Source organism: Bradyrhizobium sp. Ec3.3 (genome assembly GCF_000472925.1).
Classification (GTDB): domain Bacteria; phylum Pseudomonadota; class Alphaproteobacteria; order Rhizobiales; family Xanthobacteraceae; genus Bradyrhizobium.
This window is the reverse complement of record NZ_AXAS01000013.1, coordinates 159,691-181,570: the sequence shown is the minus strand read 5'-3', so window position 1 is coordinate 181,570 and position 21,880 is coordinate 159,691. Positions and strand designations below refer to the sequence as shown.

The following is a 21,880-nucleotide window of genomic DNA, read 5'->3' as shown; positions in this document are numbered from 1 at the left end:
AACGGAGGCTGCCGGGTCAAACGCGCGTCCGGCGCGTCACGGGAGGAATCCAGTCGAAATCCAGGGAACGAAAGCGACGACCAGGAGGCCAACCACCAGCGCAGCAAGATAGCTCCAGATGCGCTTGAGGCCGGCATTCGGATCGACCTGCCCGATCGAGCAGGCTGCGTAATAGCCAAGGCCGAAAGGCGGTGCGAAAAGGCCAATCCCCATCGCCAGGATCACAACCATCGCATAATGCACTTCGTGCACGCCAAGCTGCTTGGCGACCGGAAACAGCAGAGGCCCGAACAGCACCATGGCGGGGATGCCCTCGAGCACGCTGCCGAGCACGATGAACAGCGCAATCGAACCGACGAGGAAGCCATAATATCCGCCGGGAGCATGCGCGAGCGCCGTCGCCAGCGTATGCGAGAAGTTCGACTGCGTCAGCGCCCAGGACATGCAGGTCGCAGTGCCAATGATGAACAGAATGGTGCCGGACAGTGCCGCCGTTCCAACCAGCGCGGGATAGAGTTCACGCAGGTTGAACGAGCGGTAGACGATGATTCCGACGATGATAGTGTAGGCGATGCCGATCGTGGCAACTTCGGTCGCTGTCGCAACGCCCTCCGTCACGGCAGCGCGGATGACGATCGGCAGGGCCAAAGCGGGCGCTGCGATAACGAAACTGCGACCAATCTCGCGCAATGATGTCACACCGCGGTCGGTGCCGGCGCCTTCGGACATCCGACGCCGCGCGACCAGGGCGAGTGCAAGAGCGAGCACGATGCCGGGCAGAATGCCACCGGTGAAGAGCGCGGCAATCGACACACCGGTCACAGAACCGATGATGATCAGCACGATCGACGGCGGGATTGTTTCCGCCATGGCGCCGGAGGCCGCCAGCAGTGAGACCAGTTCGCCCTCATGAATGCCCCGCCGCTTCATGCCTGGGAAGAGCACGGGTGCGACGGCCGCCATATCAGCGGTTTTGGCACCGGAAATTCCCGAGACCAGCAGCATGGCCCCGAGCAGCACATAGGCGAGCCCGCCTTCCACGTGGCCGACTAGTGCGGCGAGAAAGTTCACCATGGCCGCCGCCATCTTCGTCATCACGATGAGATAGCCGAGCAGGACGAACAGCGGCACCGCGAGCAGGATGAGCGAGCTCACGCCTTCGTCGATACGCCCCGGGATCACCTGCAGCGGCGTCGTGGTCGCGACCATGAGATAGGCGACGGTCGCAAGGCCGAAGCAGTAGGCAATGGGCACTCCCGCAAGAACGCCTCCGCCCAGAAGCAGTGCAAAGAACAGCAACAGATTCCAGTTGCCGATCGCAACGATCCAGGGACCGAGGCAGTAAAGACAGAGTGCCAGAGCCGCCAGAACCGCAATTGCCAGCAACAGTTCGCGAACTCCGAGCCGCATGCAGCGCACGAGACTGGCAGCCAGCATCAGCACCACGCCCGTCGGCACAGCCGCCGCGCGAACGCTGTCGTTCAGTCCGAGCGCGGGCGTCCATGCGAAGCTCTGATCCTCTGCGAAATCGATCGAAGGCGCGAGGATCAGAAGGAGAAAGAGCGCGGGCGCAGCCGTCGCCATTGCTTCGAGCAATTCCTGTGTCGCACCCGAAGTCCGCTCAACCAGTGCCGTCATGCGCATATGCTGGCCACGCCGGAGCGCAATGGCGGAGCCCAACATTGCAAGCCACAGGAACGTGATCGACGCCAGCTCATCCGACCATGTCAGCGGATTGTTAAAGACGAAACGCGACACGACGCCTGTGAGCAGGATAACGATCTCGGCCGTGACTGCGAAAGCGGCCAGCGGCTCGGTGATCAGCGTAAGCCATCGGTCCAGTATGGACGCCAGCGCCGGTCCCGTGGCGACGACCGCTGCGCTTTTGGCGTGGGCGATACTCATCCGAGCTTGCCAACCGCCTGCTCGAGAATCGTCCACCCCTTCTCACCGAACTTTGCGTGCCAGTCCGAATAGAATTTGGTCTTGGCAAGTGCGGACCGGAACACCGCTTGGTCGACCTCGACAAAATTGAGACCCTTGGCCGTCAGGTCCGACCGCAACGACTTGGAAAGCGCCGCGATATCGGCTCGCTCGTCTTCTCCCGCCTTGTTCAGCTCGCGTGTGACGATCTCCTGCACATCGGTCGAAAAGCGTGAGAACGTCCGGGGATTACCGAGAACGATGTAGGCGTCCCACACGTGGCTGGTGAGGCTGCAATACTTCTGCACCTCGTAGAGCTTGGCGGTGGCGATGATCGCGAGAGGGTTCTCCTGGCCTTCGACGATCTTGGTCTGCAACGCGGAATAGACTTCGTTGAAGTTGATCGGCGTCGGGCCGGCACCAAGCGCCTGGAACAGGTTGGTGAGAATCGGAGCAGGCGGAACCCGCATCTTGAACCCTTTGAGGTCATCGGGTGTCTTGATCTCGCGGGTCGAGGATGTGAGCTGGCGGAACCCGTTGTCCCAGGATTTGCACACCTGAAGCGTGCCGGTGTTCTCGATCTCGGCTTTGACGAACTTTCCGAGATCGCCGTCCATCGCCTTCCAGACATCGTCGTAAGAGGCGAAGGCAAACCCCGTGTTGACGATGCCGACGGTCGGAATCCGCGTGGCGAGAACCGAGGCACCGATGTTGAGGAAGTCTACGGCACCATTGCGGATCTGACCGAGAAGGTCGATGTCGGAGCCGAGCTGATTGGCGGGAAACAGATTGATTTCAACGCGCCCGCCGGTCGCCTGCTTGATCCGATCGATGGCCTCGAGCGCACGCTTGTTGACCGGGTGGGACGGGTCCTGTCCGGTTGCGAATTTGAGAGTGAACTCCGCGGCATCACCGCGCTTTGACAGGATCGACACCAGCGGAATGGAGGCACCGGCGGCCAACACCGCACGGCGAGTCAAGCCCTTCTTCGTTTCCTTGGTCATTTCGTTCTCCCTAATGTTGTCTTGTGATGTGTATTGCGGAAGGTTGGTCCTTCATCGCCATTTTTTGACTGACGCGCAGATCGCCTCCGTCGAGATGCCATAACGGTCATGCAGCGTCGGCAGCGCGCCCGCAGCGAGGAATTCGTCCGGCAATCCGATATGATGGAACGCAGGATGGACGCGAGCTCGCATCAGGGCTGCCGCGACCGCCTCACCCAAACCGCCAATGACGGTGTGATTTTCGGCAACGACAACGAGCCGGCCCGGCTTGCGGCAGGTCTCCACGATCGTTTCGACATCGAGCGGCTTGATGGTTGGGACATGCAACACGGCGGCGCTGATGCGGTCGGCCTCAAGCTGCTTTGCAGCTTCCAGCGCGCGCATCGTGAGCAGGCCCGAGGAGATGAAGAGGACGTCGGCGCCATCACGGAGCTGCTTTGCCTTGCCGAGCTCGAACTTGTAACCGTACTCGTCGAGCACGAGCGGCACCTGTCCGCGTAACAGCCGCATATAAACCGGCCCCTGATGGGCAGCGATCACCGGCACCGCCTGCTCGATCTCGTGGGCGTCGCAAGGATCGATCACGGTCATGTTGGGCATCGCGCGAAGCAGCGCGAGATCCTCGGCGGCCTGGTGGCTCGGTCCGTAGCCGGAGGTGAGACCAGGAAGCGCGCAGGCGATCTTGACGTTGCGGTCTTCCTCCGCGATCGTCTGATGAATAAAGTCGTAGGCCCGGCGAGACGCGAACACCGCGTAGGTCGTAACGAACGGCGTGAAGCCTTCTGCTGCGAGGCCTGATGCAGCTCCGAACAGGAGCTGTTCGGCCATGCCCATTTGATAGTAGCGGTCGGGAAATTCCTTCGCAAAGATGTGAAGGTCGGTATATTTGCCGAGATCCGCGGTCATCCCGACGATGTCGGGACGCTGCCGTGCGACCTCGATCAGCGCATGGCCGAACGGCGCCGGCTTTGTCCGCTGCCCTTCGGCAGCGATCGAGGCGATCATCGCCGAGGTGGTCAGCCGCGGTTTGGCAGCAGTAGAACTTGTCGTATTCGAGACCGGCTTCACGCACGCCTCCCTTCGTCGAGAGCTTCCAGCGCCAGCTTCCATTCGTGTGCATCCACACGCATAAAGTGATTGCGTTCGCGCGCCTCAAGGAATGGAATGCCCTTCCCCATCAGGGTATCCGCGATGATCATGCGCGGCCTTGCGCCCTCGTGCGTCCTGGCCGCATCGAACGCGGCAACCACCGCGTTGAGATCGTTGCCATCGACGCGCTGCACGAACCAGCCGAACGCACGCATCTTGTCCGCGAGCGGCTCAAAGCCCATCATCTGCTTGGACGGCCCATCGGCCTGCTGGTTGTTCACGTCGACGATCGCAATGAGATTGTCGAGATTGTAGTGAGCGGCGGACATCATCGCCTCCCACTTGGAGCCCTCGTCGAGTTCGCCGTCGGAAAACAGCGTGTAGACGCGGCTGTCGGAGCCCTTTCGCTTCAGACCCAGGCACATGCCGACGGCAATGCTCAAGCCGAGGCCGAGCGAGCCACCCGACATTTCCATGCCGGGCGTGTAGCTCGCCATGCCGGACATCGGCAGCCGGCTGTCGTCGAAGCCGTAGGTCTCGAGCTCGGCTTCCGGAACGATCCCGGCCTCGATCAGTGCGGCGTAGAGCGCGATGGCGTAGTGGCCATTCGAGAGCAGGAAACGGTCGCGCTTTTCCCAGGCAGGATCCTCGGGCCGGTAGCGCATGGCGTGGAAATAGGCCACTGCCAGCACGTCGGCGATGTCGAGGGCCTGCGCGATGTAGCCTTGGCCCTGCACTTCACCCATCCGCACCGCGTTGCGGCGGATTCGATACGCGCGCTCTGCAAGGCTGGGCTCGTTGATGCGCGAAGCGGCATCTTCCATGAGTTCCCTCCCCTGCCCTAGTGGATGAGCATGCCGCCGTTGACGTCGATCACCGCGCCCGTCGTGTAGGCGGAGAGATCGGAGGCCAGGAAGAGATAGATGTTGGCAACATCCTGCGGCACGCCGAGCCTGCCAAGCGGGATGCCGTCGATAATCTCCTTGCGCTTTTCGTCGGAGATCTTGCCCGCGTTGATGTCGGTCTGGATCAGACCTGGCGTAACACAATTGACGCGGATTCCATCGGGGCCGAGCTCGCGCGCCATCGCCTTGGCAAGGCCGAGCACGCCGGCCTTGGCTGCCGAATAATGCGCGCCGCCGAGAATGCCGCCACCGCGCTGGGCGGAGACGGAGGACATGCAGGCAATCGCGCCGGACTTGCGGTTCCGCATATGCGGCATCACCGCCTGCGAAAGAAAAAGCACACCGCGCAGATTGACGTCTTGAATGCGGTTCCAATCCTCCGACGAAATGTCCCACACTTTGACCGGTTGGGTGATGCCGGCATTGTTGATCAGAATGTCGATTTGGCCGAACGCTTTGAGAACGTCGGCAACGGCGCGCTCACAGTCGGCCTTGTTGGTCACATCGCAGGCAACGCCGACATGGTTCGTGCCGAGCTCGGCTGCGGCGCCGGCCGCGCTCTTGCCGTCGATGTCGAGGATCGCAACGCGCGCACCATTTTGCGCGAACGTTTTTGCGGTAGCGAAGCCGATGCCGCGCGCCCCAGCGGCGCCAGAAATGATCGCAGTCTTGCCTGCAAGAAGCATACTTGTTTCCTCCGAGAGAGCTTGTTTGTTGGGGGCGGACTATGGTCGGGGCGGTGTGACGCGAAAATAGGCGAAATTTGCACTAATAGGTGAACTGTGCTCACCTGTGGCATGTCCAAGCTTCCTCTCGGAGCGTTGAGAGTTTTCGAGGCTGCTGCACGCACCGGATCATTTCGCGCGGCCGCGACCGAATTGGCACTGACGCCGAGTGCAGTCAGCCACGCGATCCGAACCTTCGAAGATCAGATCGGAACGACGCTTTTTGAGCGGGAAGGACGCAATGTCCGGCTGAGTCCGGCGGGCGATGCGCTCTTGCGCCGGGTCTCCTGTGGATTCGACGAGCTAAGACATGGCCTCGAGGTCGCGAGCGCGCGCTCATCCAACTTGTTGCGGCTTCACTGTGCGCCGAGCATGGCGGCGCAGTGGCTCATGCCGCGGTTGCGAAGGTTGATAGAGGAACATCCTGAACTGGAGGTACGGCTGGCCGCCGGCGTCGACTATCCGCATTTTCGCAACGATGAGTTCGATGTCGACATTTGCTACGGGCCGCCGCGGCAAGAGGGATTGTCGGTGCTGCCGCTTGGCGAGGAGACCGTGCGCCCGATGTGCGCGCCTTCCCTCGCGGGCACGATCCGCGAGCCTGCGGATCTTTTGAAACTGGCGCTTATCGAAAGCGAGCAGAAACGCGTCCGCTGGAACGCCTGGTTCGCCGCAAACGGCCTTTCTGCACCAAGCCCTGGTGGATTTCGTTTTGACCGAAGCTTTATGGCTATAGCTGCAGCGACCGACGGTCTTGGCGTGACCCTGGAATCCACCCGGCTTGCCGAGCGCGAACTCGCGAACGGCCAATTGGTCGCCCCCCTTGCCGGCCATGCTCGAGATGTGACGTATGTGGGCCACTATCTGGTCTGCCCCCCGCAGGCGAAGCACAGACAATCGGTCCGCACGTTCACGAAATGGATCGCCGGGGAATTGGGCCTCTCAGGCCGCTCGAAGAATTAGGCGCTCACGACACCAGGCTCGAATTCGGCCAGCCCGTCGGATCACAGTCCGGCGCAGATCACCAACGTCCTGATCACTGCACCCCCCATGCATCACGGCCGCCCGCCGCAAAAGGTTAAGCGGAATTCTTGCAGACAGTGCGCAAAGCTAGTTAAGAGCCCGCGCTTACGGCACACGGCGCAGGACGAACGCCCGGGAAATCGCACACGATCTCAACGGAGAAAACGTCCACCGCGAAGCCGGCGATGGGACAATGGCCGGCCATTCGGGAGCAGAGGACGATCGCGGTTCCCCGATTGGCGATTTTCGGACCCTGTGCATAGTGCTCTCCTCGGAGTGCCCAGGAGCAGACGAGTTCGGAGCCAAAGGGGCCGGATTCCGTCACGAAATCACCCCACCAACGCACCCGCTTTGCTTGACAGCCCGCCGCCCCCTTCCTTATATGCCGCGCGTTCGCGAGATGGCCGCTTCGGCCGCGCGAGCCCTGTGGCGGGGTAGCTCAGCTGGTTAGAGCACGGGAATCATAATCCTGGGGTCGGGGGTTCGAGTCCCTCCCCCGCTACCACGTATGACCCAATATTGATTGTGGTGGGCCTGCGCAGAGGGCCCCCGCCGATTAGCGCGGCAAGCTTGTCTCCGACCTCGACCTGGAAGCCTTGCCATGGCCCTTTCGGGTGGACGGTGACGCCCTCATCCGAAATTCGCGCGCGAGGAAAGGCGAAGAAACGAGCCCTACTTCGGCCTCACATTGGGATCGCCGCCCGGGCTGCCGGGGGGCGGGATGATCGGGGTCTTGCCGACATCCGGCGCAGGCGCGCGCATTTCGGGGTCGACGCCTGTGGGCGGGCAGAGGACGCCGTCGGATTGCGCGAGCTTGTCGCCCAGTGGTTCCCTCGCCTGGCCGGTGGTCTGGCCATCGGGCTTCACGGTGCCGCGAGGGCGATCCGTCTGGGTCGGCGTGCAGTCGCTGGCGCGCTGCGGGGGCGGCGGCGCGGTCGCCTGCGGCGGCGTCGCCGGGCTGGGCGGAGCCTGTGCGATCGCAGGCCCGGAGGCTGCGATCAAAAGGCTTGCGAGAATGAGTTTCGATCTCGTGCGCATGGACGGAAAACGCGCGGGCCGCGCCGCGTGTTCCGCCTCTGAACATTACGATTTGCGGTAGCGGATCAGCGAGAAGTGCCCCATCGGCGGCATCGGCCGCCGCTCGGCGAGCGTGATGCCGCCGTGGCGCTTCTGCCAGTCGACGAGGCGGTCCCAGGGAAACTCCGGGCGCCAGCCGAGCCTGCGCGCGAGCGGTGCAAAAGCGAGTTCGAACAGTTTTCGCGGTCCGCTCTCGGCGCCGATGTGATTGACGAGGATCAGCTCGCCGCCCGGTTTCAGCACACGCACGAACTCGTCGAGCGTACCTTCGGGATCGGGCACCGCGGTGATGACATATTGCGCGACCACCGCATCGAAGAAGCCGTCGTGGAATGCAAGGTTCTTCGCATCCATCACGCTGAGCACCTCGACATTGCCGAGCTTTTCCGCACGCACGCGCGCTTGCGCCTTGCGCAGCATCGGCTCGGAAATGTCGACGCCACAGATTTTCGTCGAGCGCGAATAATCCGACAGCGACAGGCCGGTGCCGACACCGACGTCGAGAATGCGGCCGCCGATCTTGTCGGCCTCCGCAATGGTCGATTGGCGCCCCGCATCGAACACCTTGCCGAACACGAGATCGTAAACCGGCGCCCAGCGGCCATAGGCCTTCTCGACCCCGGCACGCGAGATATCTGCTGCCATGCCCCCTGCCCTGTAATTAGATTCTTATGTTGCGCATGATCTCCGCGCAAACGCGTTCCGCGTTTGTCGCGAGGGAAAACCGCTGCACACTTTTCCGGATCATGCGCTAGCCGCGCAGCGCTTCCGCGAACGGCCGCGCCGCATCGCTTGCGACCTTCGCGGCCGCGCTCTGGATAAAGCCGCCGCCGAGCACGCGCGCCTGCCCCGAGGGCGCATCGTAGAACACGCAGGCCTGTCCCGGCGAGACGCCCTCTTCGCCGGCGACGAGTTCGACCTCGTAATGGCCGTTGCCGCCGCGCAGCCACGCCGGCTGCGGCGCGCGGGTCGAGCGCACGCGCACGAACATCTCGAGGCCGCCGCCGATGGCGCGATCGATATCGCCGTTGCCGATCCAGTTGACGTCGCGCAGCACGATGCGGTGCATCTTCAGCGCATCGCGCGGCCCGACCACGACGCGGCGGGTCGCGGCCTCGAGCCGCACCACGTAGAGCGGTGAGCCGGAGGCGATGCCGAGCCCGCGACGCTGGCCGACGGTGAAATTGGCGATGCCGTGATGCTGGCCGATGACGCGGCCGTCGAGGTCGACGATGTCGCCGGGCTCCATCGCATTGGGACGCAGCCGGGTGATGATGTCAGTGTAGCGCCCGGTGGGCACGAAGCAGATGTCCTGGCTGTCGTGCTTGTCCGCAACGTTGAGGCCAAAGCGGCGGGCGAGCTCGCGCGTTTCGGGCTTGGTCATGTCGCCGAGGGGAAAGCGCAAGTAGTCGAGCTGCTCGCGCGTGGTCGCGAACAGGAAATAGCTCTGGTCGCGCTCGCTATCTGCAGCGCAGACCAGCGCGCGGGAGCCGTCGGCGAGGCCACGCGAGGCGACATAGTGGCCGGTGGCAAGCGCGACCGCACCGAGCTCGCGCGCGGTCTTCAGGAGATCGCGGAACTTGACGGAGCGGTTGCACTCGATGCATGGCACCGGCGTCTCGCCGAGCGCGTAGCTATCGGCAAAATTGTCGATGACGGACTCGCGAAAGCGGTCCTCGTAGTCGAGTACGTAATGGGGAATGCCGAGCTTGGCGGCAACGTCGCGCGCGTCGTGGATGTCCTGGCCGGCGCAGCAGGCACCCTTGCGATGGGTCGCCGCACCGTGGTCATAGAGCTGCAGCGTGATGCCGACGACGTCGTAACCTTCGGCCTTCAGCAGCGCAGCCGTCGTCGAGGAGTCCACGCCGCCCGACATGGCGACGACGACCCTGGTGTCCTGCGGACGGCCTTCGAGATCCAGACTGTTGCGCATGGTTCCGGCTGTTGAATGCGACTTGCTGCAGAAGTGTTCCGCTGGCCCCGCGTTGATCGGTCGGGAAAGGGGCGGTCTCAGGGAACGGAAATAGTTCCACGAGGTCGGCTTGCCCGGTCGAAAGCGGCTGAGAGCTACCCTTTAATATAGGCCGTATTCCCGTGAAGCAATCGCAGGGGAGACTTTCGCCACGCGCTTAGGGCAATTCTTGCCGGGAGGCAGAAATGGGCCGTGTTTCCGAGGTCTTCACCGTGGCACGCGGAATGCGTCAAGCATTTGATTTTATTATATAAAGCCACTCTTAGCCGGGCTGGCCCACTCCTTGCTAACCCCTTGTCTCGAGTTCATTTCAAGGGGCGTGTCCGTGGTCAGCGTGACGTCAGATGTAGCCGCAAGCGTGTCGGTCCAGACCGCGCCGCCGAAACCTGCCCGCTCGCAGGGGTCGACGACGAACGACCCGTTCGGCGCGCTCGTCGACAGCAACACGGCGGCTGCCAGCAGCACGCCGAGCACGACCTCGGACCCGGCACCGCGCCGCACCGACAGCACGTCATCGTCGTCCTCCACCGACAAGAGCACGCGTGACACCTCCTCGACCGATTCGTCGTCGCAGAGCAAATCGACCGATACGACCGACAGTTCGACGTCTGCCGCCAGCGATACACCGGCCGCCCCCACCAAGGCGACCGACAAGACCAAAGGCAAGTCAGACGCCTCCGGCACGAAATCGGCCGAAAAATCCGACGACAGCAAGGGCGACAAGACCGAGGACACGGACGGCCCGGCCACCGCCATTCAGGCCGATCCCACGCAGGCAACCACCGCACCGACTGCAACGCCCGATCCGAATGCCATCGTCGTCGCGGCCCCGGTCGTACCGGTCGATCCGAACGCGGCCGCCAGCCAGGCTGCCAGCAATTCAAGTTCACCGCTGACAATCGCAGCCGCCGGCATCGCCGCGAGTGCCTCGACCGCGGCGCAGATCGCTACGCCGGCCGTCAAGACCGACGCGACCGGCGACAAGACCGCCGCGACCGCCGATGCCGGCACCGCCGCGAAAGCCGCGCTGACGGATGCGGCCGCCGCCGCGACAACCGACGCGTCGCCAACCGATCCACAAGCCCAGGGCGCTCTGACCGCCACTGTTGCCCAGGCGACGCCCAAGACCTCGTTCAAGGCGGCCGCCACGGCACAACAGAACACCGACGTTTCCAACGTCGGGCAGGATCCGAGCAAGACGAGCACGACCGGCACGACGCCCAACCAGGCGGCGATGGCCACGAATCCGAACGCGGCCGTGCATCCGCAGGCCGCCAGGCCGCAGGTCGAGGGCAACACGACCGAGGCCAAGGCCGATGTATCGGACAAGACCGCTCCGGCCGCGCCCGCCGCGGTATCGACGCACGACCACACGGCAGCAACTCAGACGCTGACGAGCACGACGGACACCAGCGCCCAGGCCGCTGCCGCAGTGCAGGCTCCGCAGACCACGACGACCTCGGTCGCCGGCGCATCGACGGCGACGCTGACCGCGACCGCGGCGACCGCCACCGCCGTGCCGATCAGCGGGGTGCCGGTCGAGATCGCCGCGGCCGCGCGCGCCGGCAAGACCCGGTTCGACATCAGCCTCGATCCGGCCGAGCTCGGTCGCATCGACGTGCGCATCAACGTCGACCGCAACGGCCAGGTCACCTCGCATCTCACCGTCGAGAAGCCGGAGACGCTGTCGATGCTGCGACAGGACGCGCCGCAGTTGCAGCGCGCGCTCGACGATGCGGGCCTCAAGACAGGCAGCAACGGCCTGTCGTTCAGCCTGCGCGACCAGAATTCATCCGGGCAGAACTCGAGCAACGGCAACGACAACGGCAGCAATTCCCGCCGTCTGGTCATCAGCGACGAAGACGCAGCTCCCGCCGCGCCCGTGGGACGCGGCTACGGCCGCATGCTCGGATCGAGCAGCGGCGTCGATATCAGAGTGTGAGGAGTATTCGACATGACCACCACGAATGCCGCCACTGCCCCTTCAGTCGTTTCGGGCACGACCCAGACGTCATCCTCGTCGTCCTCGTCGAGCTCCAGCCTGAGCTCGACCACCGGCTCGACGCTGGCGGGTAATTTCCAGACCTTCCTGACGCTGCTCACGACGCAGCTCCAGAACCAGAACCCGCTCGATCCGCTCGACACCAACCAGTTCACCCAGCAGCTCGTGCAGTTTGCCGGCGTCGAGCAACAGCTCAAGACCAACACCGAGCTCTCCACGCTGGTGACGATGCAGCAGACCGCGCAGGCGACCCAGGCGCTGAATTTCGTCGGCAAGACCGCGGTGGTCGACGGCACGACCGCGACGATGACCAGTTCGTCGGCGACCTGGCACCTCAATGTCCCCTCCAACGCAACAGTCGACATCTCGATCGCCAACTCCAGCGGCCAGACCGTGTTCACCGGCAAGTACACCGCCGGCGCCGGCTCCGACATTCCGTTCACCTGGAACGGCCAGGGCAATGACGGCACGCAGTGGCCCGACGGCAAATACACGATCAGCGCAACCGGCAAGGACGCCTCGGGGAATTCGGTCGGTGTCGCCGCGCAGGTTCAGGGCACGGTGTCTTCAGTCGACCTGACGCAGTCGCCGCCCCTGCTGACGATCGACGGGAGCACCTACACGGTCAGCCAGGTCAAGAGCATCGTCAGCAGCAGCAATTAAAGCGGCGCGCTGCCGGAGCAAATTCAGTGTCGTCCTGGCGAAAGCCAGGACCCATAGCCACCGAAAGTCGTTTTGACGCGAAGGCGTAACCCCGAGTCTTCGCAGGAACTACTCCCTGGGGTAATGGGTCCTGGCTTTCGCCAGGACGACGTCGAGGGGCTTTGCGACATCGCGTGCAGGCCTCGCCAGTTAGTAAAGTATTTACCTTCTACCCCGCTTGGCCGGTTGGAGACCCCCGTCTCGCCCGCCGGGCCGCTCGTGTTCCAGCCATTTTCAACGAGAATTGTATTGAAGCCTTAGGCTTAGCCAATTTTTAAGCCGACCGGCGTAGGGTTATGGCGTGAGTTCAGTGGTTGAGAGTTTGTGAGTACGCCATGACAGAACCCCATCGCCCGAGGGTGAAATACGTCATCGGGCCGGACGGCAGCCCTTTGACGATCGCGGATCTGCCTGCACCGGGGACCAAACGCTGGGTCATCCGACGCAAGGCTGAAGTCGTTGCCGCGGTCCGAGGAGGCCTCCTCTCCCTCGAGGAAGCCTGCAGCCGTTACACCCTGACGGTCGACGAATTCCTCTCCTGGCAGTTTTCCATTGACCAGCATGGTCTGGCCGGACTGCGCACCACGCGCATCCAGCAGTATCGCCAGTAAGCGATCTGGAAATTCGCCAAGTTTGACGCAAATCGGCCTCGCTCTGCGAGGCCGATTTTTTTCATGTCGCGACTTTTGTCCCACCTCTTAATCTTCGTTAACCATATCGAAACCATCACCTAGGCAATAATTGCCCAGTCGGCTTGCCGGTTGCAGGCCGAATCTGGCGGGGCGATTGCTTGCAAGGTCTGTTGGACTTCCTGAAAGGTATCGGCGCCGCCCGGTTCGGGGCGATGATCGCGGTCACCGCCGCACTCATCGGCTTCTTTGCCTTTGTCATCATGCGCGTGACCACGCCGCAGATGACGACGCTGTTCACCGACCTCAACGTCGAAGATTCCTCCAGCATTATCAAAGACCTGGAACGTCAGGGCATCCAGTTCGAGCTGCGCAATGAAGGCAGCATCATCATGGTGCCCAAGGACAAGGTCACGCGACTGCGCATGAAGCTTGCCGAAGGCGGCATGCCCAAGGGTGGCGGCATCGGCTACGAGGTGTTCGACAAGTCGGACGCGCTCGGCACCACCAGCTTCGTCCAGAACATCAATCATCTGCGCGCGCTGGAGGGCGAGCTCGCCCGCACCATCCGCGCGATCGACCGCATCCAGGCCGCCCGCGTCCACCTCGTCCTGCCGGAGCGCCCGCTGTTCTCGCGCGAGGCGCCCGAGCCATCGGCCTCGATCGTGGTGCGGGTCCGCGGCTCGCTGGAGGCGCAGCAGATCCGCGCCATCCGCCATCTCGTCGCCTCCGCCGTCAACGGGTTGAAGCCGCAGCGCGTCTCGATCGTCGACGAATCCGGTCAGTTGCTCGCCGATGGCGCGGCGAGCGATCCCGAGCAGGCCGTCGGCGACGAGCGCCGCACCGCGTTCGAGAAGCGGATGCGCAAGCAGGTCGAGGACATCGTCTCCTCGGTGGTCGGCTCGGGCCGCGCCCGGGTGCAGCTCTCCGCCGATTTCGACTTCAACAAGATCACCCAGACCTCCGACAAATTCGATCCCGAAGGCCGCGTGCTGCGCTCGAGCCAGACCCGGGAAGAGAGCAGCCTCACCGCCGACAACAACGGCCAGGTCACCGTCAACAACGAGCTACCGGGTAATTCATCGGGCGGCACCGCGGTCGCGGCCCGCGACCAGAGCAAGAAGACCGAAGAAACCAACAATTACGAGATCTCCCGCACCACCAAGACCGAGGTGACCGAGGCCGGCCGCGTCAACCGCATCTCGGTCGCGGTCCTGGTCGACGGCATCTACTCCAAGAACGACAAGGGCGATCTGGTCTATCAGGACCGCACCAAGGAGCAGCTCGACCGCATCGCCACGCTGGTGCGTTCGGCGATCGGCTTCGACCAGAAGCGCGGCGACCAGGTCGAGGTCGTCAACCTGCGCTTTGCCGACGCGCCGTCGACCGCCCCGATCGCCGAACCATCGGGCTTCCTCGGCATGCTCCAGTTCACCAAGGACGACGTGATGTACTTCGTCGAGCTCGGCGTGATGATGCTGCTCGGCCTCGTCGTGATGTTCATAGTGATCCGGCCGCTGGTGAAGCGAATCCTTGCCTCCGACGAGGTCGCGGCCTTGACCAGCGCGCTGAGCGCGCCCGCGCTGACCGACGAATCCGCTTCCGCCTCGGGCGGCGGCCACGCGCTGGTCACGAGCGGCAACGCCACGGCGAGCGCGATCGACGTCGCCACCGTCCAGGGTCAGGTCCACGCCCAGTCCGTTCATCGCGTCGGTGAGCTCGCCGAGCGCAACCCCAATGAAACCGTCGCCATCATCCGCCAATGGCTGAGCGAACCCGCGAAATGATCGAGAAGTGAACTGACATGGCCGCCTCCTTGCAAAACGCCAACTCGCACGACATCACCAGTGTGATCTCGACCCTCGGGCAGCGCGCCGGCAACCGGGCCAAGGACGGCAAGTCCGAGCCGCTGGCAGGACCGAAGCGCGCCGCAATCCTGATGCTGGCGCTCGGCGAACAATATGGCGGCAAGATCTGGTCGATGCTCGACGACGAGGAGGTGCGCCAGCTCTCGCTGGAGATGTCCACCCTCGGCACGGTCGAGGTCGACACGGTCGAGGACATGCTGCTCGAATTCGTCTCGCGCATGTCGGCTTCCGGCGCGCTGATGGGTAATTTCGACGCCACCGAGCGACTGTTGCAGCAATACCTGGCGCCCGAGCGCGTCAACGGCATCATGGACGAGATCCGCGGCCCCGCGGGGCGCAACATGTGGGAGAAGCTCTCCAACGTGCAGGAAGAGGTGCTCGCCAACTATCTGAAGAACGAGTACCCGCAGACCATCGCGGTGGTGCTGTCCAAGCTCAAGCCGGAGCACGCCGCGCGCGTCCTCGGCATCCTGCCCGAGGAGCTGGCGCTCGACGTCGTCAACCGCATGCTGAAGATGGAGGCGGTGCAGAAGGAGGTCATCGAGAGCGTGGAGAAGACGCTTCGCGTCGAATTCATGTCGAACCTGTCGCAGACCCGCCGCCGCGATGCCCACGAGGTGATGGCGGAAATCTTCAACAATTTCGACCGCCAGACCGAAACCCGCTTCATCACCTCGCTGGAAGAGGAGAACCGGGAATCGGCCGAGCGCATCAAGGCCCTGATGTTCACCTTCGACGACCTCGTCAAGCTGGACTCCGGCTCCGCGCAGACGTTGATGCGCAACGTCGACAAGGACAAGCTCGCCGTCGCGCTGAAGAGCGCGAACGAGGACGTCCGCAACTTCTTCTTCGGCAACATGTCTTCGCGCGCCGCCAAGATGCTGCAGGACGATATGGCGGCGATGGGACCGGTCCGGTTGCGCGATGTCGACGAGGCGCAGGCGCTGCTGGTCAACCTCGCCAAGGACCTCGCCGCCAAGGGCGAGATCATGCTGACCAAGAACCGCGCTGACGACGAATTGGTGTACTGATGGCGGCACCCGCGAAATTCCTGTTCGACAACGACTTCTCCGCACCCGACCGGACGCGCGAGAAGGCTGCGAGTGCAGCCGAGGTCGCGCAGAAGATCGCGGCCGCCGAGGCGCGCGCCTACCAGGCCGGCTTCGACGCCGGACAGCGCGAGGCCAAGGCCGAGAGCGACCGCCGGGTCGCGCTCGCCATGGAGGAGATCAACATCTCGGTCAGGGGCATCGCGTCGGGCATCGGCAATATCGAGGCCAGGATGGAGACCGAGGCGGTCGACGTCGCGGTCGCGGTGGCGCGCAAGCTGTGCGCCGACCTGATCGCCGCCGAGCCGCTCGGCGAGATCGTCGCGCTGGTCAAGGACTGCTTCTCGCACCTGGTCGCGACGCCGCACCTGGTCGTCCGCATCAACGACGCGCTCTACGAGAGCGCGCGCGAGCGGATCGAGCGGCTCGCCAAGCAGAGCGGGTTCGAGGGCCGGCTGGTGATCCTGGCCGAGCCGGAGATTGCAACCGGCGACTGCCGGATCGAATGGGCCGATGGCGGCGTCGTGCTCGAGCGCGGCGCCATTCTCGGCAAGATCGACGAACTCGTCGGACGCTATCTCGCGTCCCGCAAGGGGAATTAAGCCATGAGCGACACCGACGGGCAGGTCCCGCTTCCCGATCTCAACGGCCCGATGGCGCCGACGGGCACCGATGTCGGCTACAACGAGGACGAATACGCGGCCCGCGTCGCCGCCGACCTCGAGGCGGTGTTCGACGTGCCGGTGCAGGTTTCCGCCGTGCTCGGCCGCTCCAAGATGGACGTCGGCGAGCTGTTGAAGCTCGGTCCCGGCACCGTGCTCGAGCTCGACCGGCGCGTCGGCGAGGCCATCGACATCTACGTCAACAACCGCCTCGTCGCTCGCGGCGAGGTGGTGCTGGTCGAGGACAAGCTCGGCGTGACCATGACCGAAATCATCAGGACCGAACGCAGTTGATTTGTTTTGAGCATGATCTCTTCGGAAAACCGCTACACACTTTTCCGGATCATGCTTTAGCGCAAGGAATGACGCGCAGCAGCGCGAACAGACGGACAGGAGACTGACATGCGGCTTCTCATCGTTGGCACACTGAAGGGCCAGCTCACCACCGCCACCAAGATCGCGATGGAGAACGGCGCCACCGTGACCCACGCCGAGGACCACGAGCAGGCAATGCGCGTGCTGCGCGGCGGCAAGGGCGCCGACCTGCTGCTGGTCGACGTCGCCCTCGACATCCGCGATCTCGTGATGCGGCTGGAAGCCGAGCACATCCACGCTCCGATCGTCGCCTGCGGCATCACCAACGACGCCCGCGCCGCGGTCGCCGCGATCCACGCCGGCGCCAAGGAATACATCCCGCTGCCGCCGGAGCCGGAGCTGATCGCCGCGGTGCTCGCCGCCGTGGCCAACGATTCCCGCGAACTCATCTATCGCGACGACGCCATGGCGCGCGTGGTCAAGCTCGCCCAGCAGATCGCCGGCTCGGACGCTTCGGTGATGGTCACCGGCGAATCCGGTACCGGCAAGGAGGTGCTGGCACGCTACGTCCATACACGCTCGGCCCGCGCCAAACGCCCCTTCATCTCCATCAATTGCGCCGCGATCCCCGAGCATCTCCTGGAATCCGAGCTGTTCGGCCACGAGAAGGGCGCGTTCACCGGCGCGGTCGCCCGCCGTATCGGCAAGTTCGAGGAGGCGACCGGCGGCACGCTGCTGCTCGACGAAATCTCCGAGATGGACGTCCGCCTGCAGTCAAAACTGCTCCGCGCGATCCAGGAGCGCGTGATCGACCGCGTCGGCGGCACCAAGCCCGTCCCCGTCGACATCCGCATCATCGCGACCTCGAACCGCAACCTGGCGGAAGCCGTGCGCGAAGGCACGTTCCGCGAGGATCTCTTGTTCCGCCTCAACGTCGTGAACCTGAAGATCCCGCCGCTGCGCGAGCGTCCCGCCGACATCCTCGAACTCGCCCAGCATTTCGTCAAGAAATATGCCGATGCCAACGGCGTCCCGCTGCGCCCCATTTCCGCGGAAGCGCGCCGAGTGCTCTCGACCAACCGCTGGCAGGGCAACGTCCGCGAGCTCGAGAACACCATGCACCGCGCGGTGCTGATGGCGCAGGGCGACGAGATCGGCGCTGACGCCATCATCACGCCGGACGGCGACCGCCTCGACGTCGCAAGGACCGCGCCGGCGGTAGCGCACGCCACGATGGCAGCGGAGCAGGTGACGCGGGCGCTGGTGGGGCGCACCGTCGCCGACGTCGAGCGCGATTTGATCCTCGAGACGCTGAAGCATTGCCTCGGCAACCGGACCCACGCCGCCAACATCCTCGGCATCTCGATCCGCACGCTGCGCAACAAGCTCAACGAATATGCCGACGGCGGCATCCCGATCCCGCCCGCCGGCACGCCCGGCGAATATCCCCGCATGCCGGCGATGGGGGCTTAGCCCCGCACAAGTGCTGAGGTCAGGAGTGCCCGGGGCTTGCCCCCGAGCGTTTTCTTTGCGGGCGAACACATTCGCCATAGGCCCCCACGCAAAATATCGAAAACAACCCCATGCAAAGTAGCCGATGGCCGGCAGCGAACGCCTCGCGCCTCCGCAAGATTTGACGCGTCGGGCAGTCTCGAACCGACGTGCGCCGCACGGTCAGCGCTCGCGCACCGTTCGGGAGAATGCTGATCCGTAATCCTCAACGGTTGCCATGCCGAACCTCGGATGTCGAAGCAGCGACTATACAAGCATGCGATAGCCGCTGCACCGCTGAGATCGACTACACCGACTATCAATGCGAGGGTTTATGAATCGCGAAAATCCCATTCTCTCCTTCGCCCGGGATTTCTCGGGAGATGATGCCGCGATCATGGCTCAAGTGGAGGCCTGGATCGCCAATCCGCCGGAAGACCAGGAGACGGTCGGCTTTTATGGAGGGGATGACTACGAGCCAACCACGCGAAGCTTTCTGGCAACGGTCGTCCTGCTCCGCAACCAGGATAAAATCTCTTCGGCCGAGGACAAATACCTCATCGAGATATTCGGCCGCTGGCGTGACGACGGGGTCATCGATCCCACGGCTCTTCGGCCCGCAGTCAAGGCCGTCTTCGGGCCGTTCATCACGCAGGATGAGGTCCCGGACCTTTCTGACGAGGACACGACTTCCGCGTATCGCAGGACCGTGTGGTCTCTCTATGCTCAAGCGACCGAGGAGCTCGAGCAACACATCGGCTCCCGCGGCCGGGTCCTGCTTTCCATCGATGCGACCGACGGCGACACGATGTTTTTCGCGCTGGTGAAACGAGAGATCGCGCAGCGCTGGCGCGACAAGGCCCTCAGCGAGCAGGACGGCTATCGCGCCGGCGTGCGCTCGCCGATGTGGGACCGGTTCTGGGACTATATGGGCTATGCCTTGGGGCCCTATTGGGCAACCGAGGACCATGAGGGCTACCCGCCCGGAACGCGCATGCGCAGCGAGACGATACCGTTTGCCGAATAGACGTGATCGTCAAATCTCGGAAATGGCTGATCGCGACGGCGGGGGGAGCCGTCGTCGCTGCGATCGGCTCTGCCATCTATATCAGCGCTGATGTCGCGTGCACGCAAGCCCAGCCTTGTCCGACGAAATCAAGTGCCGATGCGGTGAGCGCTGACGGCTCGGTCGTGTTGGGGACCGTTCGCCATCGCCCGTTCCGCTGGACCAGCGCTACCGGCTTGACCGGCTTCGACGAGCTGACGTCAGCCAATGCCGTGAATGGCGACGGCTCGGTGATCGTTGGCAGTGGGAAAGTTGCGGCGGATCGTAAAGCCTCTCACGCCCTTCGCTGGGCCAGTGGCGGCGGCACGACCGATCTCGGCACCCTGGGAGGACCTTCGTCCAGCGCCACTGGTGTCAGCGCGGACGGTTCGGTCGTGGTCGGGTCCGCCCAGATCCCCGATACCTCCGACGATAGGTCCCACATCTCCCACGCATTCCGCTGGACCAGCAGCACCGGCATGGTCGATCTCGGCACGCTCGGAGGACACAAATCCAGCGCGCGCGGTGTAAGCGCCGACGGCGCGGTGGTAGTGGGGTCGAGCCACACTCCCGAGCAGGATGAACACGCCTTTCGCTGGACCAGCGATACCGGCATGATCGATCTGGGAACGCTCGGAGGCCCCACTTCCAGCGCCCACGACACAAGCGCAGACGGATCGGTGGTCGTTGGAAATAGTATGACCTCGCCCTGGGACGGCTATCACGCCTTTCGCTGGACACGCAGCACAGGCATGGTCGATCTGGGCACGCTCGGCGGGAGGGAATCCAATGCGCTTGCGGTGAGCGCGGATGGCTCGGTGGTGGTGGGATATGCCGAGATCGCCGATGGGAAAGCGCATGCCTTTCGCTGGACCGCCGAAGCCGGCATGCTCGACCTCGACACCCCCGGAGGAGCGGAATCGTACGCCTCTGGAATTAGCGCTGACGGTACGACCATTGTGGGAAGAAGCGTGGCCGACGATGCAGCGTTTCACGCATTTCGCTGGACCGCGCCCAACCCCGGTCGACCTTCGGCACGCATGGAAAGGATTGTTCCTCCGTCGATGGAATAGCTTCGCGCTCTGGCTTGCGGGGCATGGCCGACTTGCAAGGCCGGGCTCCGTTCGGGGACTAGGTCGCGGATGCGATACGCCGTATAAGCGCCGCGAGACAAACTCGCGGAGCGCAAATGGCAGAGACTAAAATCACCGATTGGCTGGCGTCGCAGAAGCAGGCGATGATCGACCTGCTGCGCGACGTCGTGAACATCGATTCCGGATCCTACGACAAGGAAGGCGTCGACGCCGTCGGCGCGCGCTTCGAGCGGCATTTTGCCGAGCACGGCATTTCGAGCTGGCGTGAGCCGAACGGCACCTATGGCGACGCGCTTCATGCGACCGTGGCCAAGCCCGGCAGCAACGAAAAGCCGATCCTGCTGATGGGACATCGCGACACGGTGTTCGGCAAAGGCGAGGCCGAACGACGCCCCTTCACGATTCTGGACGGCCGCGCCTATGGCCCGGGGGTCGCGGACATGAAGGCCGGCCTCGTGATGAACGTGTTCGTGGCCGCGGCCTTCCACAAATTCGGCGGCAGCCCTCACCCTATCAAGGTCCTGATCACCTCGGATGAGGAGATCGCCTCGCCCTCCTCGCGCCCGGTGATCGAGCGCGAGGGACGTTCCGCGCGCGCCGTCTACAATTCCGAGCCGGGGCGGCCGACCGGGAACGTGGTCACGAGCCGCAAGGGCGGCATCTTCATGCACCTTGCCGTCACCGGCAAGGCCGCGCATTCCGGCGCGAATTTTGCGGCCGGCGTGAGCGCGATCGGCGAGCTCGCGCACAAGATCGTCCACATCCACGCGCTGACCGATCTGTCCAAGGGGATCACCCTGAACGTCGGGCTGATCGCGGGCGGACAGTCCGTGAATACGACGGCGCCCCATGCCGAGGGCCAGATCGATCTGCGTTACGTCGAGCCTGCGGATCGCGAGGCGGTGATGGCCGCGATCGAGAAGATCGTCGCCACCTCTTACGTGCCCGGCACGAGCGCCACGCTGACGATCAAGGGCGAGTTCGTGCCGGCGGTTCAGAGCGAGGCGTCGAAGACGCTGTTTTGGGGTTACCAGGGCGCCGCCCGCGACGTCGGGCTGACCACGCTCACCGGCGAGTTCTCCGGCGGCTGCGCCGATTCAGGCTTCACCGCCGCCGTCGGCACGCCGACGATCTGCGGCGTCGGCCCGGTCGGCGGGCTTGCGCACACGCCGGAGGAATATCTCGAGCTCGACAGCATCGTCCCCCGCGCGCAGGCGCTGGCGCTGGCGATCTTGCGGAGTTGAACGCTCTCGTAGGGTGGGTTAGCCGAAGGCGTAACCCACCACTTCTCTCTTCGCGCGGAAA

Annotated in this window: 20 protein-coding genes and 1 tRNA gene; 13 read left to right on the top strand and 8 right to left on the bottom strand. The window is 64.1% G+C overall.

Features of this window, described 5'->3' with window-relative positions:
- Window positions 1-36 precede the first annotated feature (36 nt).
- Genes YUU_RS0115490 through YUU_RS0115470 form a run of 5 tightly spaced genes read right to left on the bottom strand, consistent with a single transcriptional unit; the run spans window position 37 to window position 5,607 of the window.
- Window positions 37-1,905, bottom strand: coding sequence for a TRAP transporter large permease subunit (locus YUU_RS0115490; protein WP_027523212.1), 1,869 nt, complete (start codon window positions 1,903-1,905; stop codon window positions 37-39).
- A complete protein-coding gene (locus tag YUU_RS0115485; protein ID WP_027523211.1) occupies window positions 1,902-2,927 on the bottom strand; it encodes a TRAP transporter substrate-binding protein in 1,026 nt (341 codons plus the stop codon). Before YUU_RS0115485 ends, YUU_RS0115490 begins: the two co-directional genes overlap by 4 nt.
- Before the next feature lie 51 nt (window positions 2,928-2,978).
- Window positions 2,979-3,932: a transketolase family protein gene (locus YUU_RS0115480; RefSeq protein ID WP_051389757.1), complete on the bottom strand. Its 954-nt coding sequence runs from the start codon at window positions 3,930-3,932 to the stop codon at window positions 2,979-2,981.
- Between the two features lie 59 nt (window positions 3,933-3,991).
- A complete protein-coding gene (locus YUU_RS0115475) occupies window positions 3,992-4,840 on the bottom strand; it encodes a transketolase (RefSeq protein ID WP_027523209.1) in 849 nt (282 codons plus the stop codon).
- 17 nt (window positions 4,841-4,857) lie between these two features.
- On the bottom strand, window positions 4,858-5,607 hold the full coding sequence (locus YUU_RS0115470) for an SDR family NAD(P)-dependent oxidoreductase (RefSeq protein WP_027523208.1): 750 nt from the start codon (window positions 5,605-5,607) through the stop codon (window positions 4,858-4,860).
- A gap of 111 nt (window positions 5,608-5,718) precedes the next feature.
- Between YUU_RS0115470 and YUU_RS0115465 the strand changes: the two genes are divergently transcribed.
- Both YUU_RS0115465 and YUU_RS0115460 read left to right on the top strand, forming a co-directional pair.
- Window positions 5,719-6,609, top strand: coding sequence for a LysR substrate-binding domain-containing protein (locus YUU_RS0115465; protein WP_027523207.1), 891 nt, complete (start codon window positions 5,719-5,721; stop codon window positions 6,607-6,609).
- Between the two features lie 488 nt (window positions 6,610-7,097).
- Window positions 7,098-7,174: transfer RNA gene (locus YUU_RS0115460), tRNA-Met, on the top strand.
- Window positions 7,175-7,341: 167 nt separating this feature from the next.
- Here the strand turns inward: YUU_RS0115460 and YUU_RS0115455 are convergent.
- The 3 genes from YUU_RS0115455 to mnmA form a co-directional block, all read right to left on the bottom strand.
- On the bottom strand, window positions 7,342-7,707 hold the full coding sequence (locus YUU_RS0115455) for a hypothetical protein (protein WP_027523206.1): 366 nt from the start codon (window positions 7,705-7,707) through the stop codon (window positions 7,342-7,344).
- 45 nt (window positions 7,708-7,752) lie between these two features.
- On the bottom strand, window positions 7,753-8,391 hold the full coding sequence (locus YUU_RS0115450; protein ID WP_027523205.1) for a class I SAM-dependent methyltransferase: 639 nt from the start codon (window positions 8,389-8,391) through the stop codon (window positions 7,753-7,755).
- Between the two features lie 106 nt (window positions 8,392-8,497).
- The gene (mnmA, locus tag YUU_RS0115445) at window positions 8,498-9,679 is read right to left on the bottom strand and encodes a tRNA 2-thiouridine(34) synthase MnmA (RefSeq protein ID WP_027523204.1); all 1,182 of its coding nucleotides are present in this window, start codon (window positions 9,677-9,679) and stop codon (window positions 8,498-8,500) included.
- Window positions 9,680-10,052: 373 nt separating this feature from the next.
- Between mnmA and YUU_RS0115440 the strand changes: the two genes are divergently transcribed.
- The 11 genes from YUU_RS0115440 (at window position 10,053) to YUU_RS0115390 (ending at window position 21,819) form a co-directional block, all read left to right on the top strand.
- Window positions 10,053-11,660, top strand: a complete 1,608-nt coding sequence (locus YUU_RS0115440; RefSeq protein WP_371260487.1) for a flagellar hook-length control protein FliK — start codon at window positions 10,053-10,055, stop codon at window positions 11,658-11,660.
- Between the two features lie 12 nt (window positions 11,661-11,672).
- Entirely contained in the window at window positions 11,673-12,383 is a 711-nt protein-coding gene (locus YUU_RS0115435; protein WP_027523202.1) for a flagellar hook assembly protein FlgD, read from the top strand.
- A gap of 374 nt (window positions 12,384-12,757) precedes the next feature.
- Window positions 12,758-13,033, top strand: coding sequence for a DUF1153 domain-containing protein (locus YUU_RS0115430; RefSeq protein WP_002714638.1), 276 nt, complete (start codon window positions 12,758-12,760; stop codon window positions 13,031-13,033).
- Between the two features lie 179 nt (window positions 13,034-13,212).
- Complete coding sequence (gene fliF, locus YUU_RS0115425; protein WP_027523201.1) at window positions 13,213-14,838, top strand: flagellar basal-body MS-ring/collar protein FliF; 1,626 nt, start codon at window positions 13,213-13,215, stop codon at window positions 14,836-14,838.
- A 17-nt stretch (window positions 14,839-14,855) separates the two neighbouring features.
- A complete protein-coding gene (gene fliG / locus YUU_RS0115420; RefSeq protein ID WP_027523200.1) occupies window positions 14,856-15,950 on the top strand; it encodes a flagellar motor switch protein FliG in 1,095 nt (364 codons plus the stop codon).
- Complete coding sequence (locus YUU_RS0115415) at window positions 15,950-16,570, top strand: FliH/SctL family protein (RefSeq protein ID WP_027523199.1); 621 nt, start codon at window positions 15,950-15,952, stop codon at window positions 16,568-16,570. The genes fliG and YUU_RS0115415 overlap by 1 nt, the downstream gene beginning before the upstream one ends.
- Window positions 16,571-16,573: 3 nt before the next feature.
- Window positions 16,574-16,924 (top strand): flagellar motor switch protein FliN, encoded by a 351-nt coding sequence (gene fliN / locus YUU_RS0115410; protein WP_027523198.1) that lies wholly within the window; start codon window positions 16,574-16,576, stop codon window positions 16,922-16,924.
- Between the two features lie 108 nt (window positions 16,925-17,032).
- Window positions 17,033-18,418: a sigma-54-dependent Fis family transcriptional regulator gene (locus YUU_RS0115405; RefSeq protein WP_027523197.1), complete on the top strand. Its 1,386-nt coding sequence runs from the start codon at window positions 17,033-17,035 to the stop codon at window positions 18,416-18,418.
- A gap of 352 nt (window positions 18,419-18,770) precedes the next feature.
- Window positions 18,771-19,463, top strand: coding sequence for a hypothetical protein (locus tag YUU_RS0115400; RefSeq protein ID WP_027523196.1), 693 nt, complete (start codon window positions 18,771-18,773; stop codon window positions 19,461-19,463).
- A 2-nt stretch (window positions 19,464-19,465) separates the two neighbouring features.
- The gene (locus tag YUU_RS50935; protein ID WP_051389753.1) at window positions 19,466-20,554 is read left to right on the top strand and encodes a hypothetical protein; all 1,089 of its coding nucleotides are present in this window, start codon (window positions 19,466-19,468) and stop codon (window positions 20,552-20,554) included.
- Between the two features lie 116 nt (window positions 20,555-20,670).
- Window positions 20,671-21,819 carry a M20 family metallopeptidase gene (locus tag YUU_RS0115390; protein ID WP_027523195.1) on the top strand — a complete coding sequence of 383 codons (1,149 nt, stop codon included), beginning with the start codon at window positions 20,671-20,673 and terminating at the stop codon, window positions 21,817-21,819.
- Window positions 21,820-21,880: the final 61 nt, after the last annotated feature.

Bases quoted from the DNA above. Each gene is read 5' to 3' on its own strand.
- YUU_RS0115490 (WP_027523212.1), bottom strand. From the start codon at position 1,905: ATGAGTATCGCCCACGCCAAAAGCGCAGCGGTCGTCGCCACGGGACCG.
- YUU_RS0115485 (WP_027523211.1), bottom strand. From the start codon at position 2,927: ATGACCAAGGAAACGAAGAAGGGCTTGACTCGCCGTGCGGTGTTGGCC.
- YUU_RS0115480 (WP_051389757.1), bottom strand. From the start codon at position 3,932: ATGATCGCCTCGATCGCTGCCGAAGGGCAGCGGACAAAGCCGGCGCCG.
- YUU_RS0115475 (WP_027523209.1), bottom strand. From the start codon at position 4,840: ATGGAAGATGCCGCTTCGCGCATCAACGAGCCCAGCCTTGCAGAGCGC.
- YUU_RS0115470 (WP_027523208.1), bottom strand. From the start codon at position 5,607: ATGCTTCTTGCAGGCAAGACTGCGATCATTTCTGGCGCCGCTGGGGCG.
- YUU_RS0115465 (WP_027523207.1), top strand. From the start codon at position 5,719: ATGTCCAAGCTTCCTCTCGGAGCGTTGAGAGTTTTCGAGGCTGCTGCA.
- YUU_RS0115455 (WP_027523206.1), bottom strand. From the start codon at position 7,707: ATGCGCACGAGATCGAAACTCATTCTCGCAAGCCTTTTGATCGCAGCC.
- YUU_RS0115450 (WP_027523205.1), bottom strand. From the start codon at position 8,391: ATGGCAGCAGATATCTCGCGTGCCGGGGTCGAGAAGGCCTATGGCCGC.
- mnmA (WP_027523204.1), bottom strand. From the start codon at position 9,679: ATGCGCAACAGTCTGGATCTCGAAGGCCGTCCGCAGGACACCAGGGTC.
- YUU_RS0115435 (WP_027523202.1), top strand. From the start codon at position 11,673: ATGACCACCACGAATGCCGCCACTGCCCCTTCAGTCGTTTCGGGCACG.
- YUU_RS0115430 (WP_002714638.1), top strand. From the start codon at position 12,758: ATGACAGAACCCCATCGCCCGAGGGTGAAATACGTCATCGGGCCGGAC.
- fliG (WP_027523200.1), top strand. From the start codon at position 14,856: ATGGCCGCCTCCTTGCAAAACGCCAACTCGCACGACATCACCAGTGTG.
- YUU_RS0115415 (WP_027523199.1), top strand. From the start codon at position 15,950: ATGGCGGCACCCGCGAAATTCCTGTTCGACAACGACTTCTCCGCACCC.
- fliN (WP_027523198.1), top strand. From the start codon at position 16,574: ATGAGCGACACCGACGGGCAGGTCCCGCTTCCCGATCTCAACGGCCCG.
- YUU_RS0115405 (WP_027523197.1), top strand. From the start codon at position 17,033: ATGCGGCTTCTCATCGTTGGCACACTGAAGGGCCAGCTCACCACCGCC.
- YUU_RS0115400 (WP_027523196.1), top strand. From the start codon at position 18,771: ATGAATCGCGAAAATCCCATTCTCTCCTTCGCCCGGGATTTCTCGGGA.
- YUU_RS0115390 (WP_027523195.1), top strand. From the start codon at position 20,671: ATGGCAGAGACTAAAATCACCGATTGGCTGGCGTCGCAGAAGCAGGCG.